The 16,932-nt window shown below is 61.2% G+C and carries 12 protein-coding genes and 1 tRNA gene; 4 read left to right on the top strand and 9 right to left on the bottom strand.

Features of this window, described 5'->3' with window-relative positions; genetic code table 11:
• The 5 genes from G489_RS0105785 to G489_RS0105765 are packed head-to-tail and all read right to left on the bottom strand — an operon-like array spanning position 1 to position 9,040.
• A complete protein-coding gene (locus G489_RS0105785; protein WP_029040742.1) occupies positions 1 to 1,629 on the bottom strand; it encodes an alpha-D-glucose phosphate-specific phosphoglucomutase in 1,629 nt (542 codons plus the stop codon).
• A gap of 2 nt (positions 1,630 to 1,631) precedes the next feature.
• A complete protein-coding gene (gene glgA / locus G489_RS0105780; protein ID WP_029040741.1) occupies positions 1,632 to 3,077 on the bottom strand; it encodes a glycogen synthase GlgA in 1,446 nt (481 codons plus the stop codon).
• Positions 3,077 to 4,351: a glucose-1-phosphate adenylyltransferase gene (gene glgC / locus G489_RS0105775; protein ID WP_029040740.1), complete on the bottom strand. Its 1,275-nt coding sequence runs from the start codon at positions 4,349 to 4,351 to the stop codon at positions 3,077 to 3,079. Before glgC ends, glgA begins: the two co-directional genes overlap by 1 nt.
• 18 nt (positions 4,352 to 4,369) lie before the next feature.
• Positions 4,370 to 6,559 carry a 1,4-alpha-glucan branching protein GlgB gene (gene glgB, locus G489_RS0105770; RefSeq protein WP_029040739.1) on the bottom strand — a complete coding sequence of 730 codons (2,190 nt, stop codon included), beginning with the start codon at positions 6,557 to 6,559 and terminating at the stop codon, positions 4,370 to 4,372.
• 3 nt (positions 6,560 to 6,562) lie between these two features.
• Entirely contained in the window at positions 6,563 to 9,040 is a 2,478-nt protein-coding gene (locus G489_RS0105765) for a glycogen/starch/alpha-glucan phosphorylase (protein WP_029040738.1), read from the bottom strand.
• Positions 9,041 to 9,239: 199 nt separating this feature from the next.
• Here G489_RS0105765 and G489_RS0105760 point away from each other — a divergent pair, with 199 nt between their 5' ends.
• On the top strand, positions 9,240 to 9,743 hold the full coding sequence (locus G489_RS0105760; protein WP_051332346.1) for a Dps family protein: 504 nt from the start codon (positions 9,240 to 9,242) through the stop codon (positions 9,741 to 9,743).
• A gap of 90 nt (positions 9,744 to 9,833) precedes the next feature.
• Here G489_RS0105760 and G489_RS19260 read toward each other — a convergent pair whose 3' ends face one another.
• Complete coding sequence (locus tag G489_RS19260; protein ID WP_051332345.1) at positions 9,834 to 12,227, bottom strand: putative bifunctional diguanylate cyclase/phosphodiesterase; 2,394 nt, start codon at positions 12,225 to 12,227, stop codon at positions 9,834 to 9,836.
• Positions 12,228 to 12,649: 422 nt separating this feature from the next.
• Between G489_RS19260 and G489_RS0105750 the strand changes: the two genes are divergently transcribed.
• The gene (locus G489_RS0105750; RefSeq protein ID WP_029040736.1) at positions 12,650 to 13,075 is read left to right on the top strand and encodes a response regulator; all 426 of its coding nucleotides are present in this window, start codon (positions 12,650 to 12,652) and stop codon (positions 13,073 to 13,075) included.
• Between the two features lie 98 nt (positions 13,076 to 13,173).
• Here G489_RS0105750 and G489_RS0105745 read toward each other — a convergent pair whose 3' ends face one another.
• Positions 13,174 to 13,551, bottom strand: a complete 378-nt coding sequence (locus tag G489_RS0105745) for a response regulator (protein WP_029040773.1) — start codon at positions 13,549 to 13,551, stop codon at positions 13,174 to 13,176.
• A gap of 30 nt (positions 13,552 to 13,581) precedes the next feature.
• Positions 13,582 to 15,462, bottom strand: coding sequence for an ATP-binding response regulator (locus G489_RS21655; RefSeq protein ID WP_051332344.1), 1,881 nt, complete (start codon positions 15,460 to 15,462; stop codon positions 13,582 to 13,584).
• Positions 15,463 to 15,711: 249 nt separating this feature from the next.
• Here G489_RS21655 and G489_RS0105735 point away from each other — a divergent pair, with 249 nt between their 5' ends.
• Together G489_RS0105735 and G489_RS0105730 are read left to right on the top strand one after the other, a co-directional pair.
• A complete protein-coding gene (locus tag G489_RS0105735) occupies positions 15,712 to 16,347 on the top strand; it encodes an SRPBCC family protein (RefSeq protein WP_029040735.1) in 636 nt (211 codons plus the stop codon).
• A gap of 4 nt (positions 16,348 to 16,351) precedes the next feature.
• On the top strand, positions 16,352 to 16,678 hold the full coding sequence (locus G489_RS0105730; RefSeq protein WP_029040734.1) for an ArsR/SmtB family transcription factor: 327 nt from the start codon (positions 16,352 to 16,354) through the stop codon (positions 16,676 to 16,678).
• Between the two features lie 14 nt (positions 16,679 to 16,692).
• Here the strand turns inward: G489_RS0105730 and G489_RS0105725 are convergent.
• Positions 16,693 to 16,769 (bottom strand) — tRNA-Ile (locus tag G489_RS0105725).
• Positions 16,770 to 16,932: the final 163 nt, after the last annotated feature.

Raw genomic sequence — 16,932 nt, 5'->3', positions numbered from 1 at the left:
TCACGTGATGACGGTGGGGTCGCTGCGCCCGAGGCGCTGTTTGAGCCCGGAAATCTCATCCGCGAGCGCGAAAAGGCCGGACAGTGCAGCCTGGGTCTCAAGACTGAGATCACCATCGGCGGGCTCGAATCGATCGACATAGAGCCGGACTGTCGCGCCCACAGTGCCGGTGCCCGAGAGGCGGAAGATGATCCGTGCGCCGTCTTCGAAGATCAACCGGATCCCTTGCGAGCTGGTTTCCGAGCGATCGATCGGATCGCGATAGGCATAATCGTCGGCCTGGGCGATCCGGCGACCGTCGAATTCGGCGCCGGTCAGTTCACCGAACCGGTCCCGCATGGCCTGCATCATGTCCTCGGCAGCCCCTTTGTCGACCTCTTCAAAGTCGTGCCGGGAATAGTAGTTCCGGCCATAGCGTCGCCAGTGATCCTCCAGGATTTCGGCCACGCTCTGGTGCCGGGCGGCAAGAATGTTGAGCCACATCAGCACCGCCCACAAACCGTCTTTCTCGCGGACATGGTTGGAACCGGTGCCGGCGCTTTCCTCGCCACAGATCGTGACCCGGCCGGCATCGAGCAGCGTGCAGAAAAACTTCCAGCCTGTCGGGACTTCGTAAAGATCGATGCCCAGGGCCTCGGCAACGCGATCGGCCGCACCGCTGGTGGGCATCGAGCGCGCCACCCCGGCAATGCCATCGCGATAGCCGGGCGCCAGATGCGCATTGGCAGTGATCACCGCAAGGGAATCCGAGGGCGAGACCGGGCAGCCGCGGCCGATGATCATGTTCCGGTCGCCATCCCCGTCGGAGGCGGCGCAGAGTTCCGGACCGTCCGCGGCCATCGCCATCTCGATGAGATGGGCGGCATGCACGGGATTGGGGTCAGGATGGTGCCCGCCGAAATCCTCGCTCGGCACGCCATTCAAGACGGTTCCCGGAGGCGCTCCCAGCTCTTCCTCCAGAATGCGCTTGGCGTAAGGCCCGGTCACTGCATGCATGGCGTCGAACTTCACTTTGAAGCCCGAGGCGAACAGCGCCCGGATCGCATCGAAGTCAAACAGTTCCTGCATCAGGTCGGCATAGGCCGAAACGGGATCAATGACCTCGACGGTCATCTCGCCAACCCGGTGAACCCCCTGGGTCCCCAGATCGATGTCTTCGCTGTCGATCGTGCGATAACTGTCAATGATCTGGGTGCGGGCGTAGATCGCATCGGTCAGCCGCTCGGGCGCCGGCCCGCCATTGCCGATATTGTACTTGATGCCGAAATCGCCATCCGGGCCGCCCGGATTGTGACTGGCGCTGAGCACAAGACCGCCAAAGGCCCCGGTGGTGCGGATGAGGTTGGAGACGCTCGGAGTCGAGAGCAACCCGCCCTGCCCCACGATCACCCTGCCAAATCCATTGGCCGCCGCGATGCGGATCGCCTTCTGGATCGCCTCGGCATTGTAGTAGCGCCCGTCCCCGCCGATAATCAGCGTCTGTCCTTCGATCCCGGAAAGGCAATCGAACACCGACTGCACGAAATTCTCAACATAGTTGGGCTGGGCGAAGACCGGCACGCGTTTGCGCAGCCCGCTCGTCCCCGGTTTCTGATCGTCATAGGGCGTTGTTGAAACGGTCTTGGTCATCTTCACCCTTCCTTCGAAGCCAGCAGGTCTTCGTAGAGCGCAGCATAGCGCGACGCGCTGTGGCTCCAGGATACATCGGATTTCATGCCGCAGCGCTGCAGCCGCCGCCAGATCTTGGGCTGCTCATACAATTCGACAGCCCGCGCCAGTGCATCGCCAAGCGCCTGCACCGTCAACGGCGCGAACTGGATCCCGGTTGCAACCCCTGCGCTCAGTGCCGCGTCATTAGCATCGATGATGGTGTCGGCCAGTCCGCCAACCCGGGAGACCACCGGCACGCAGCCATAGCGCAGCGCGTAAAGCTGGGTGAGCCCGCACGGTTCGAACCGCGACGGCACGATCATGGCATCCGCACCGCCCTGCATCAGGTGGGACAGGTTTTCGTCATAACCGATCTTGACCCCGATCCGCCCTTCATGGCGTTGAGCGGCAGCCTTGACGGCACCCTCCAGCGCACTCTCCCCCGACCCGAGCACCGCCAGCCGTCCCCCCAGAGCAACCAGCCGGTCAGCAGCTTCAACCAGCACATCGATGCCCTTCTGCCAGGTCAGCCGGCTGACCACGCCGAAGAGCGGGCCATCGTCGGAATCGAGCTCGAACTCGACCTCCAGCGCCCGTTTGTTGCCCGCCCGCTGCTGAATCTGAGCCGCGGTGAATTGCGTGTTCAGCGCCTTGTCGATGGCCGGGTCCCAGTCGGTCAGGTCGATCCCGTTGGTAATGCCGTGAAGATCGGCAAACCGCATGTCGAGAAGGCCCTGTAGCCCCATGCCCCCTTCAGCGGTACGCACCTCGCGTGCATAGCTGGGACTGACTGTGGTGATTGCGGAGGCCGAGGCGAGCCCGGCCTTGAGGAACCCCACACCACCATAATATTCGACGCCATCCATCGAAAACGCTTCATCCGGCAGGCGCAGCTCGGAAAAGATCTCGGCCGAAAACCGTCCCTGGAAGGCAAGGTTATGGATGGTGATGATCGAGGGCACGGGCTTGCCCTCATGGTAGCGCAAATAGGCGCAGGCCATCGCACCCTGCCAGTCATGGGCATGCAGGATATCGGGCTCATAGCCCTCGATCAGTCCGTGGGCGAGTTCGGCGGCCACCCAGCCGAGCGCCGCGAACCGCTTCCAGTTGTCCGGCCAGTCACCGCCGCTGCCATTGGTATAAAGGCTCCCCTCGCGGGCATAGAGATGCGGCGCATCGATCACGATCAGGTCGAGCCCCTTGAGCCGCCCGGTCAACAACCGCGCCGGTCCGCCGAACAGGTCCTTGATCTCGGCGGCCACCTTCGCCCGGTGCATCTTGTCGACCACCTTGGGATAGCCCGGCAATACCGTGCGCATCTTGTGGCCATGCGGCTTGAGCGCCATCGGCAGCGCGCCTGCCACATCGGCCAGCCCGCCGGTTTTGACAAGCGGGTAGATCTCGGAGGTCACCGACAGGATTTCGATCATTTGGACGCCAGGTACCGGTCAATCATGGGTTTGGTGATCAGGACGGTGCCTTTTTCAGTGCGCCGGAACCATTTGGCATCGAATTCCGGATCCTCACCGACAACGAGGTTTTCCGGAATGTCGACGCCACGGTCGACGACCACATTCTTGAGCCGCGCGCCACGATCGATGGTGCAATAGGGCAGAATCACCGCCTGATCGAGCTCGGAAAAGGAATGAACCCGCGAGCCGGTCGATAACAGCGTTGAGCGCAGGCTGGCGCCGGAAACGATGCAGTCGCCCGAAACCAGTGAAGACACCGCCTGCCCGCGCCGTCCTTCGAGGTCGTGCACGAATTTGGCCGGTGGGGTGATCTCGGCATAGGTCCAGATCGGCCAATCCCGGTCATAAAGATCGAGCTGCGGGGCAGCCCCGGTCAGATCGATATTGGCTTCCCAATAGGCATCGATCGTCCCCACATCGCGCCAATAGGAAACCGGCTCCATGCTCGAGCGCACACAGGAGCGCGGGAAACGGTGCGCCCAGGCGGTACCGTGCTTGACGATATAGGGAATGATGTCGCGCCCGAAATCGCGCTTCGAGCCCGGTTCCTCGGCATCGCGTCGCAACTGCTCCATCAGGAAATTGGTCTCGAACACGTAGATGCCCATCGAGGCCAGAGCGAATTCAGGCTTGTCGGGAATGCCCGGAGGATCGGCAGGCTTTTCGACGAAATCGACAATCTGGTCACGCCCGTCGACATGCATCACCCCGAAGGCGCTCGCCTCCTCGCGCGGCACTTCGAGGCACCCCACGGTCACATCGGCGCCTGTGTCCTCATGCTGGCGCAGCATGAGTTCGTAGTCCATCTTGTAGACGTGGTCGCCGGCCAGAATGACGATATAGCGCGGTGCCAGATCTTCGATGATGTCCATGTTCTGATAGACCGCATCGGCGGTGCCGGCATACCATTTGTCCTCAGCCACGCGCTGGCTGGCGGGCAGAATATCGAAACTTTCGTTTCGTTCAGGCCGCAGAAAGTTCCAGCCCCGTTGCAGGTGCCGGATAAGGCTGTGCGCCTGGTACTGTGTCGCCACCGATATGCGGCGGATACCCGAATTGATGGCGTTGGACAGCGCGAAGTCGATGATCCGCGACTTCCCCCCGAAGAACACCGCAGGCTTGGCGCGCCGGTCGGTCAGTTCCATCAGGCGGCTGCCGCGCCCCCCGGCCAGCACATAGGCCATGGCGTCACGCGCCAATGGCGCCGCGGTATTTCTGTTCTCTGGCATGTTCGTCCTCCCTGTCGCCTACTCTTCCGGTTCGAGATAGACCGTCGCCAGGGGCGGCAGGGTCATGGTGAAGCTGGCCGGCCAGCCTCTCCCCGCTTCTGCTTTGGCTTCGATCACACCCTGATTGCCTGTGTTGGAGCCGCCATAACGCTCCGAATCCGTGTTCAGGATTTCGCGCCAGCGTCCAGGTTTGGGCGCAGGCACCTGGAAATTCTCGCGCGCCACCGGCGTCATGTTGACGACAACTGCCACCGGCTTCTCGCCATCGGCCTTGCGAAGCCAGGCGAAGACCGACTGGTCCGCATCATCGGCCATCAGCCATTCGAAGCCGTCCGGTTCGCAATCGCGCGCATGCAGTGCCGGATTGTCGCGATAGACGCGATTGAGGTCTGCGATCAGGTGCGCCACGCCGGCATGGGCGGGCGCGTCCATCAGCCACCAATCGAGCGCCCGGCTCTCGTTCCATTCGTTCCGCTGGGCGAATTCCTGACCCATGAACAACAGCTTCTTGCCCGGATAACCCCACATGTAACCGTAATAGGCCCTGAGATTGGCGAATTGCTGCCAATCGTCTCCGCTCATCTTGTTGAGCAGCGAGCCCTTCCCGTGCACCACTTCGTCATGGCTGAGCGGCAGCACGAAATTCTCCGAGAATGCGTAGATCAACCCGAAGGTCATGTTGTTGTGGTGGAAGCGGCGATGCACGGGATCACGCTTCAGGTAATCGAGCGTGTCGTGCATGAAGCCCATATTCCACTTGAAGCCGAACCCGAGCCCGCCTTCATGAACCGGCTTCGAAACGCCGGGCCACGACGTCGATTCCTCCGCCACGGTGAAGGTGCCCGGATGCAGGGCATAGACCTCCTTGTTGAAGGCCTGAAGAAACTCGATCGCCTCGAGATTCTCGTTCCCGCCTTTCTCGTTGGCGACCCATTCCCCCTGTTTGCGGGAATAATCGAGATAGAGCATCGAGGCGACAGCATCGACGCGCAGCCCGTCGATGTGGAATTTCTCGAGCCAGAATAGCGCGTTGTTGACGAGGAAGGAGCGCACTTCCCGGCGCCCGAAATTATAGATCGCCGTGTTCCAGTCGGGGTGGAACCCTCGTCGCGGATCGGCATGCTCGTAAAGCGCGGTCCCGTCGAACCAGGCCAGCCCGTGCTCGTCGGTCGGGAAATGCGCCGGCACCCAATCGAGAATGACCCCGATATCGGCCGCATGGGCGGCATCGACAAATCGCGCAAAACCCTTTGGGTCGCCGAAGCGCGATGTCGGCGCATAAAGGCCGATGGGCTGATAGCCCCAGCTCGGGTCGTAGGGATGCTCGGAGATCGGCAGGAACTCGATATGAGTGAAGCCCATCTCCCGGACATAGGGGATCAACTGATCCGCCATCTCGTCATAGGACAGCATGCGCCCGTCTTCATGGCGGCGCCATGAGCCCGGGTGCACCTCGTACACAGAGATTGGCACCCGCCGCTTGTCCCGCTCGCGCCGGGCATCGAGATAGTCCTTGTCCGTCCAGTCGAACGGTGTCGGATCCGCCACGATCGAGGCGTTACCGGGGCGCAGCTCCGCCTGCTGGCCGAAGGGGTCGGCCTTGAGCGGCAGGATCTTGCCCGTAGCGCCGAGAATCTCGAACTTGTAGATCGTGCCCGGCCCGATCCAGGGAATGAAAATTTCCCAGACCCCGGTATTGAGGCGCGAGCGCATGGCGTGTCGGCGGCCGTCCCAGTCATTGAACGGGCCCACCACCGAGACCCGCTTGGCATTGGGTGCCCAGACCGCGAAATGCGTGCCTTCGACCCCCTCGAATTCCATGAAATGGGCGCCGAGCTTGTCGAAAAGGCGCAGATGTGAGCCCTCGCCGAGATAATAGTCATCGATGGGCCCGAGCACCGGCCCGAACGAATAGGGCTCGGCCACATCCCACTCGCCACCCTCATTTGCGGCCCGGTACATGATCGGCTGGTAGTCTTGGAGGGCCACTTTTCCTTCGAAAAAGCCCGCATCATGCCGCCGGGTCAATTCGCCCAGCGACTTGCCGTCCATGCGTCGCGCCTCAAGGGTCTGCGCGTGGGGCACAAAGGCCCGCGTGACAAAACCGCCCTCGACCTCGTGCAGCCCCAGAACCGCGAATGGATCATTATGTTCGCCGGAGACGACCTTGATGATCTCGCTGTCTGCACTGCGCCAGTTTGAGGCCATGAGCTACCCTTCTGTCCTTGGAATTCCCCAGATCTCCTCGGCATATTGCGCGATGGTCCTGTCGGAGGAGAACCAGCCGACATTGGCCGTGTTGCGGATGGCCATGCTCTGCCAGCGCTGCGCATCGGCATAAACATCGTCGATCTGGCGCTGAACCGCAAAATAGGCATCGAAGTCACCAGCGACCATGAACCAGTCGTGATCATAGAGCCCGCCGATCAGATCGCGATAACGATCGGGATCGTCCGGCGAAAACACACCGGTGGCAATGGCGTCAAGCGCCTCGCCAAGCTTGGGCGACGCCTCGATCACTTCGCGCGGCGCATATTCGTTGGCCCGGCGGGAGGCCACCTCGTCTGCGGTCATGCCGAAAATGAAGATGTTTTCGGGCCCGACCCGTTCCCTGATCTCGACATTGGCCCCGTCGAGGGTTCCGACGGTCAGAGCGCCATTGAGCGCGAACTTCATGTTGCCGGTGCCCGCCGCTTCCATGCCGGCGGTCGAAATCTGTTCGCTGAGATCGGCGCCCGGAATAATCGTCTCGGCAAGCGACACATTGTAGTTGGGCAGGAATACCACTTTCAGGAGCCCGCGCACCGCCGGGTCGTAATTGATGACCCGCGCAACATCATTCGCCAGCTTGATGATCAACTTGGCATTCCAGTAGCCCGGGGCTGCCTTGCCGGCGAAGATCTTCACCCGCGGCACCCAATCCTTTTCGGGATGGGCGCGGATCGCGTCGTAAAGCGCCACTGTCTCGATGATGTTGAGGAGCTGGCGCTTGTATTCATGCACCCGCTTGATCTGCACGTCGAACAGGGCGTCCGGGCTCACGCTCAGCCCCACCCTTTCGCGGATGAGATCGGCCAGGCGCTGCTTGTTCTCGCGTTTGACCCGCCCGAATTGCTCTTGCAGGCCCGGATCATTCGCGTGGTCGGCGAGCGCAGATAGCGCCTCCGCATCATCCATGAACCGGTCGCCGATCCGGCGCTCGATCAGCCGTGTCAGCCCCGGATTACACTGGAACAGCCAGCGCCGCGGAGTGATGCCGTTGGTCTTGTTCTGGATGCGGTCGGGGAAGATCGCGTGGATCGGCGCAAAAACGGTCTTCTTCATCAGCTCCGTATGAAGCGCTGACACCCCGTTGATCGCATGCGAGCCGACAAAGGCGAGCTGCGCCATGCGTACATACCGCCCGGCATGTTCGTCGATCAGCGAAATCTGCGCGATATGCGCTTCGTCGGCCTTGTGGGACTTGCGGATCGTGCGCAGGAGGTCGGCGTTGATCGCGTAGATAATCTGCATCTGGCGCGGCAATAGCCGCTCAACCAGCGCCACCGGCCAGGTCTCGAGCGCCTCGGGCATCAGGGTATGATTGGTGTAGGAGAATACGCCCTTGGTGATCTCCCAGGCCTGTTCCCACTTGAGATCGTGCTCATCGACCAGCAGCCGCATCAGTTCGGCCACCGAGATCGCGGGATGCGTATCGTTGAGCTGAATGGCGACCTTGTCGGGCAGATTGGTGAGATCGGGATATTGCTGCAGGTGCCGGCGCAGGATGTCCTGCAGCGAAGCGGAGGAGAAGAAGAACTCCTGCTTCAGCCGCAATTCCTGGCCTGCAGGCGTTGAATCGGCAGGATAAAGAACCTGGGTAATCGTCTCTGCGCGCGAGCTTTCCTGCAATGCGCCGATGTGATCGCCGGAGTTGAACTTGTCGAGGAGGATCGGATCGATCGGCTGTGCGCTCCAGAGCCGCAGCGTGTTAACCCGCGCCCCCCGCCAGCCGACAACAGGTGTATCGAAGGCGACAGCCAGCACCTTTTCGGCCGGGCGCCAATGATGATGCACTTCGCCTTCATCATCGGTATGCGCATCGACGGTACCGCCAAAGCCGATTTCATACGCGGCTTCGCGGCGCTCGAATTCCCAGGGGTTGCCATGCGCCAGCCATTCCTCGGGCAGTTCCACCTGCCAGCCATCGGCCATTTCCTGGCGGAAAAGCCCATGCTGATAGCGGATGCCATAGCCATAGGCCGGCACCTTGATGGTCGACATCGATTCAAGGAAGCAAGCCGCCAGACGACCGAGCCCGCCATTGCCGAGCGCCGCATCCGGCTCGAGTTCCAGTATGGCCTCGAATTCCACATCGAAGCGCGACAGCGCATCCTTGATCTGGTCCATCAGGCCCAGATTGGACATGGCATCGCGCAACAGCCGCCCGATCAGAAATTCGAGCGACAGGTAATAGACCCGCTTGTCTTCGCGCGCATAGGTGGCGCGCGTTGACTCCATCCACTTGTCGACGATCCGCGCCCGCACTGCGAGAATGGTCGCCGTCAGCCAGTCATGGGGCCGTGCAACGATCGGGTCCTTGCCGACCGAATAAGTCAACCGCTCCAGAATCTCCGAAGCCAGCGTGTCAGCATCCTTCGCCCGGGGCTCCGGACGGGGTGCATCGAGTACAACCGGTTTTTTGGCCATCGCATCCTCCTTGAATACGGATGGGGCCTCCCTGACACCAATACTGCAATAGTGCCCGTAGTTTGTCACATGCAGATTATGAGGGTCAGCCGCGCATTTTCATGCAACCCCTTCGCGGCTGGCGCGTTGTGGTGGTGATCCATGTGCCCATCCCGGGCACGACATCCGACAGCAATTCAGCGCAAATAAGGAGGCAAACATGTCGACCAGCGTTCTGCGCACGGAAGCCACCGTCACCGAACCGGAAACCGGTATCAACAGCACGGCCAAACTGGCCCATGCCCTCGAGGGCTGCCTAGCCGATACATATGTCCTGATGATCAAGACCCAGGCCTTCCACTGGAACGTGGTGGGTCCGCTGTTCTTCTCGATCCATAACCTGACCGAAGAGCACTATCAGGATCTGTTCGAGGCTGCCGACGATCTTGCCGAGCGCGTGCGTGCCCTGGGGCACCCGGCACCGGGCAGCATCTCGAAGATGCTCGACGAATCCGTCGTCACCGAGGAAAAAGACGACACACTCGAGGCCGCCGAGATGCTCAAGACCCTGGTCAACGACCATGAGGCCGTTGCCCGCCGCTTTCGCGAAACGGCCGAACTCGCCGAGGAGCAGAAAGATATCGTGACCGCCGATATGCTGACGGCACGCATCACTTTCCACGAGAAGGCGATCTGGATGCTGCGCGCCATCACCGCCAAATAGGCTTGGCGCCACCACGGAAAAACCGACAAAAAACAAGGGCCGGCTTTGCGCCGGCCCTTTTCGATTGGAGGTCGAATTGGTGTTTTGGGGTCAGCCCGCCACCTTCCGGATTGCAGGCGTGGCGGCGGCGCGTTCCATTTCTTCGGCGCGGTCGGTGGTGAACCGGCGCAGCAGGTAGCGCGCCATGTCCCGCTTGTTGAGCGGCTTGGCGAAATAGAAGCCCTGCAACTGATCGCAGCCGATTTCTCTGAGGAAGGCGACCTGTTCTTCGGTCTCGACGCCTTCGGCGGTGATCTCGATCTTGAGCGACTTCCCGAGTGTCGCGACCGCCCTCAGGATATCGCGGGCCACCGGGTCGCCCCCCGACCGGTCGATGAAGCTCTTGTCGATCTTGATCTTGTCGAAGGGGAATTTCATCAGATAGGCGAGGCTCGAATAGCCGGTGCCGAAATCATCCATGGCGATGGTGACGCCCAGATCCTTGAGCTGCCGCAGCTTGCCGATCACCTCATCTGGATTCTCGATCAACAGGCTCTCGGTGATTTCCAGTTCAAGCCGTTCCGAGGCTAGTCCTGTGTCATCAAGCGCATCGGTCACAACCTGGACGATGTCCGACATCTTGAAGTGCTTCGCGGAGAGATTGACGGCAACCGACAGCCCCTCCGGCCAGCGCGATGCGGTACGGCAGGCCTCACGAATCGTCCAGTCGCCGATCTCCATGATCAAACCCGACTGCTCGGCAATCGGAATGAATTCGATCGGCGGCACCATGCCCCGGATCGGGTGATGCCAGCGCATCAGCGCCTCAAAAGCGATCGTACGACCGCTGCGGGCAGTGACGAGCGGTTGGTAATGCAGTGTGAGCTGGCCATCCTCGACCGCCTGGCGCAGTTCGAGCTCCAGCATGCGGCGCTCGCGCACCTCTGAATCCATGCGGCTTTCGAAGAAGCGATACGTTCCCCTGCCCTCATCCTTGGCGCGATAGAGCGCCAGGTCGGCATTGCGCAGAAGCTGGTCCGGCCGCGTGCCATTGATCGGCGCCATGGCGATCCCGACGCTCAGCCCGATCTGCACGACTTCGTGTTCGATCTCATAGGGCTCACAAATCCGCTCGATCAGCCGGGTGGCCACCAAGGCCGCCTGATCATTGGTGCAATCATCACCCATGATCACCGCGAACTCGTCACCACCGAGACGCGCCACGCAATCGGTCTGGCGCACCACCTGGCGAATACGGTCTGCCACCTGCAGCAGCAGCTTGTCGCCTGCCATGTGACCCAGCGTATCGTTCACCAGCTTGAACTGGTCGAGATCGAGATAGAGGACGGCAAATGGCGAGCCATAGCGCTCGAGCCGGGCCACCGCATGCGCCAGCTGTTCTGTGAACTTGGCGCGGTTTAAAAGCCCTGTCAGCGGATCATTATGCGCCAGCATGTTGATGCGGCGCTCCGCAAGCTTGCGCGCAGACACGTCCGAGCCCGTACCGATATAGCCGACATAATCGCCGAACTGGTCAAAGGCCGGCTTGCCGGTCAGTTTCCACCAGCGCTCGGACTGTTCGGATTTGATGCGGACTTCGATGTCATGGAAGGTCGCGCGCTGCGCAATCGCATTCAGGATGCGCGCCACATGCGGATCGTCTTCCTCGGTAATCGAATTGAGATAACCGCCGAAATCACGCCCGACGAGGCTCGAGCGATTGCAGCCGGCAGCCGCGGCAAACCTGTTGGACACCCGGTCAATCCGGCCCGTGCGGTCGAATTCCCAAAGCCAGTCGCTCGAGTTCTCTTCGAATTCCTTGAGCAGCAGACCGATGATGTCCTTTTGCTCCTTGACCTCATAGATCGAAATCAGATTGCGCACGAAGCCCCGCGCATAAACCAGCGAGATGAAATTGACGATCACGCCGAAAGCGATGACGAGAATCGTCACCACATTGGCCTCGCTTGGCACCAGGCTGGTATGCGCGGCCCAGACGGTGGCTGCGATCACCGGCACGGTGAAGGCGAGCGTCGCGCGCGGCACGGTCATCAATGCCATGGCCGCCGCGCACATGCCGGCGATCACCGCGATACACGCCGCGATCCGCATCGATACATCCGGTTCGGCGAAGAACAGGATCGGCACGAAACCCCAGATCGCCCCTTGCACGAAGGCATTGCCGACCGCATGACGCATCGCTTTGTTTGCGTTCTCGGGCTTGTGCGCCATCTGGCGGGATCGCCACCAGGCGCGCAGCCCGATCAACTGCATGACCGCCAGCGCCCCGATCCAGATCAACAGCGTCGGCAACAGCCCGGTGTGGAAACACACCGCAAGCAAAATCAGTGAGGCGCAGGCGGAACTCGCCACCGCCGCCGGCGTCATCCGAACGATGGCGCGCACCTGTTCGAAGCGCAGTAATGCCCTCGCATTCTGCTTGACCCCCTGGCCGCCATCCGGCCCGGAAGTCGTGCCATCCAAAAAATCCCATAAGAAGCGCAAGGCTGCGTCTCCTGCTCATTCCCGGGCGAAACTGTGAGCCCCAACGCTTAAATTTGCGTAATGGGAGCGGTTTGGCTCCCCCTCTTAAGCACTAGAAACAACAAAGATTTTCAGAAGGGTTAGCAAGGTGTTACCGGGCTTTCGGAAATGTGAAAGCGGCAGCCGGCAGCCCTGCCCGTTGCCTGCCTCTAAACGGGGCTGACCGGAGGATACAGGCGACGGCCATATCATGTGAGCACATGAACTATTGTATCTAGCTCGCGGTATTTGCACGTATTTCGCGTGTCTTGACGGCTGCGACCAACTGTCCGGATAATAACGGTTTGGAAAGCAAACTCCTCTATACCGCTTTTGGACTTGGCACCGCAAAAGGACCTGGATCCAATCATGGACCGGGTTCCAGAAAAGGAAACGGTGAGTGTATGCCTGCCAATACCGCCCAGCCACTCAGGCTCCTCGCGGTCGACGATGATGCGGCCTCGGCCGAGCTGATCGTCCGTGTTGCTGAACGGTGCGGCTTCGAGGCGTTCGCAACCTCGGATTCGCGCGGCGTGATCTCTTTGACCAAGGCTTTGCAGCCCGACATCATCGCGCTCGACATGTGCATGCCCAATATCGATGCGATCGAACTGTTCGGCCTTCTGGCCGAATGCGATTTCAAGGGTCGCATCCTGATCGTGAGCGGTCAGGATGAAGCTGTTCTGCGCGACGCAAAGCGCACCGCGGAATCGCTGGGTCTCTCGGTGCCCTGGCTACAGCAGAAACCGCTCGATTTCGGCACCCTGCGCTCGATGCTGAAGGCCCAGGCAGAAGACCCCGAAGCCGCCCTGGCGCGCCGGGCGTCCTAGTCTGCCGCGGCCCTCCGGGCCAGACGCGTCTCTCCACAAACACGAAAAAGCGGGCCAGTGCCGGCCCGCCTTTCAAACACCTGTTTCAGGCAAGGATCTCAGGCAGCGTTGCGCGCCGCCAGCGCCTTCTCGATCTTTTCGAGCAGCCGTGGCAGATCGACAGGCTTGGTATCGAAATCGATACAGCCGGCATTGAGGGCATTCTGCCGGTCGGTTTCAAAAGCGCTGGCTGTCAAGGCGATCACCGGGATGTGGGCCGTCTCCCCGTTTGCCTTGATCCGGCGCGTCGCCTCACAGCCGCACATTTCCCCGAGCCCGATATCCATGAGAATAAGGTCAGGTCTCACCGATGCGGCGGCCGCGACGCCGCTTGGCCCATCGACGGCATACTCGACCTCGTAGCCGCGGCGCACCAGCCGGCGACCAAGGACGTCGCGGTTGATCTCATTGTCCTCGACCATCAGGATTCGTGTCATTTCGTTCCCTCCCTTCGGGTCAGCCCAGGTTCAACCATTGACTACAACAGCTGTCTCGATCTCGATCTCTTCGTCTTGCGGCACATGAATGCCGAGACGCGCGAACTGGGTGTGAATCTTCTCGGCGTCGAGCGGCTTGACGAGACATCCGTCGGCCCCGTTCTCGATCGCCTTGAGCCGTTCTTCGGCGACCGACAGCATCACCACCGGCGTGTCGGCGAGCTGATCATCTGCCTTGATCATCGAGAGCACGTCCCAGCCATTGTATCCGGGCATCAGCACATCGAGGAAAATCACCGATGGCCGCGTGGCGCGCGCTACCTGCACGCAGCTTTGCGGGCTGTCGGTCATGATCGGACGCAGCCCTTCCTTGACCAGCAGCCGTTCCGCGAGATCGAGGAATGCCGGGTCATCGTCGACGATCAGAACACGCGGCGCCTCGCCCCGATCGGTGATTGCCGAAACCACGGCCGGCGCCCGGCGCCCCGGATCCGCGGCCTCCATGGCTGCATCGAGACCCGCTTCGCCCGCCGAATAGCCGGGACAATGGGCAGGAATATCGATGGTGAAGGTCGAGCCCTTGCCCTTGGCGCTCTTGAACGTCAGGTCACCGCCCATGAGCTGGCAAAGCCGGCGGCTGAGCGAAAGGCCAAGCCCGGTCCCGCCATATTTGGCAGAGATCGAATTGTTGGCCTGGGTGAAATTGTTGAACAGGTTTTTCTGGTCTTCCTTGTCGATCCCGATCCCGGTGTCGGAGACCGTGATGCTCACCCGCTCACCGTCCTCATAGGCATTGCGGCGCATGGTGACGCTGATCGTGCCCTCGTGAGTGAATTTGGCGGCGTTGCTGACAAGGTTGAAAATCGCCTGGCGCAGCTTTGTCGGGTCCGAATACATCTCGCCCAGATTGGCGCCGCGTTCGATGACCAGCTTGTTCTTGTGCTTGTCTGCGAGCGGGCGGCCGGTGGCTTCGACTTCGTCGAGCAATCCGCCGAGCGAAATTTCCTCGATATTGAGCTGCATTTTCCCGGCCTCGATCTTGGAGATATCGAGGATGTCATTGACCATCGCCAGCAGGTGCTTGCCGGCGGCGCTGATCTTTTGAAGGTCAGGGATCTGCTCGGTATTGCCGTCGAGCTCCGCGTCTTCGAGCAGGATTTCCGAATAGCCGATCACCGCATTGAGCGGCGTACGCAGTTCATGGCTCATCTTGGCGAGGAATTCGGATTTGGCACCATTGGCGCGCTCGGCAATCTCCTTGGCCGCGGTCAGCGCCGCCATCGCGTCCTGGCTGCGATCGATCTCCTTCAACAATGTCGATTGCGATTCGACGATTGCCGCATCGAAGGCAGAGGTTACCGCCGCATAGCCGGCCGCCGCTACGATCGACATCAGCCCCGGCCACACCAGCGCTTCCGTGGGCACGCTCTCAGGATAGCCGAATGCCAACCCGCATGCGCCCATCACGCCGAAGCCACCCGCGAATTGCAGCGCCACCAGCCAGCGCACCCGCGGCCTGTCGCCCAGCAGAAAGAAGGTCATGACGGGGATGACAACCGTCCACACCAGAAGCGGCGAAGTCAGCCCTCCATAGTGATAGGCGGTCCAGAACACGGTGAAGGTGAAGGTGGCCAACGCGCTCACGACCATCGGCACATAGGTCTGCGGCCATTTGAGAAACACCGCCGCGAGTGGCCAGTAGAGCATGACCGCGAGACCGAGTATGCCGAGATGGCTCACCGGATCGGGATCCAGCATGGCGAGCGCGATGATGGTGGGCAGCGCACACAACGGCGCCACGAAGCTGCTGATCAGGAAATTCTTGATCCGCCGGCGCTCATGCTGACGCAAGGCGTGATGGGCCGGCACCATCCGGCTTAGTGCGATGTCGATCCGGCGTATTGCATTCATCGTGCCCATCCCCTGGCAGAAAAACGCTGGCCATTAGACTCGCTAGACTTTGAAGAGTCGTAAAGACAACTCGCTTCACCAGCGCAATACCGGGATAAGAAGATTCATCGCTTACAAATCCTTATCCGTTTACTAAATCTGTTAAGTACTTCGTCGAGCTCGGCAGCCATACAAGCATTGACTTATATAAGTGAGCACTGATATTCGTGGAACAGAACCGGGAATTCCCCGCTGCAAACGGAGAAAATCATGCAAATCGATGTCGCCACCGCCATCGGCGCGGTCACCCGCAGTGTTCAAAGCCTCGAACATGAGGGCAAGCCCGCCAAGGCGGTGATCGCCACCCGCCGCTACCCCACCACGCCGGCAGACCTCTGGAACGCGATAACCAATCCCGACCGCATACCGCGCTGGTTCCTGCCGATCAGGGGCGAATTTTTTGAGGGCGGCAGCTTCCAGCTCGAGGGCAATGCGGGCGGCAAGATCCTCAAATGCGTACCCGAACAGGCGCTCTCCGTGACCTGGGAGTATGGCGGAGCGGTGAGCTGGGTCCACGTCACCCTCACCCCCGACGGGGATGGCACACAGTTGGAGCTTGAGCATATCTCACCGGTCGGCCCGCATTGGGATCAGTTTGGTCCCGGCGCTGCGGGCATCGGCTGGGACCTGCTGATTGCGCTTGGGCTCATGCTGCACCTTCAGACAGGCGCACCGGTCGATCCTGAAGATGCTCAGGCCTGGCCACTCACCGAACAAGGCAAGGATTTCATTGCCGCTGCCAGCGCAGCATGGGCAGAAGCCGCGATCGCGGACGGCGAAGACCCACAAAAGGCGAGGGAAGCCGCCGAAGCCTGCCGAAAATTCTATACCGGCGAACAGGGCTGACCCCATGCACGCCTTCGATGTGCTGGGCGACCCCGTGCGCCGGCGGATCCTTGAACTGCTGGCCGAGAACGAACGCGCCTCGGGCGACGTGGTCGCGGTGATCGCGAAGGAATTCGGCATCACCCAGGCCGCGGTCTCCCAGCACCTCAAGGTCCTGCGAGACAGCGGCTTCGCCACTGTGCGCCCCGAAGGCGCCCGCCGCATCTACACCCTCGACGCCACCCCGATGGCCGAAGTCGACGCCTGGCTCGGCCACTTCCGCGGCTTCTGGACCCACCGCCTGGAGGCCCTCGCCACGGAGGTCGAGCGGGGGAAACGGCGGAGGAAGTGATGTCGAAAGAAAAATGGTGGGCCCGCCAGGACTCGAACCTGGAACCTAACCGTTATGAGCGGTCAGCTCTAACCAATTGAGCTACGGGCCCGTTTGCCGTGGCAAGCGGCGTCGACGCGGTTGTATCGCATTTCTCCTAAATTTCTACCAAGGAATATGCCGGGGGAAATCCGCAAAAAACTCTGAAAAATCGCCAAGGATTTCCCGGGCGCAGTCGTCCTAGCTATCGAACCATGCCGCAAATCCGTCGCAAA

Source organism: Cucumibacter marinus DSM 18995 (genome assembly GCF_000429865.1).
GTDB lineage: Bacteria > Pseudomonadota > Alphaproteobacteria > Rhizobiales > Devosiaceae > Cucumibacter > Cucumibacter marinus.
Note: the sequence above shows the minus strand (reverse complement) of the source record. Positions and strands in the feature narration are given on the sequence as shown.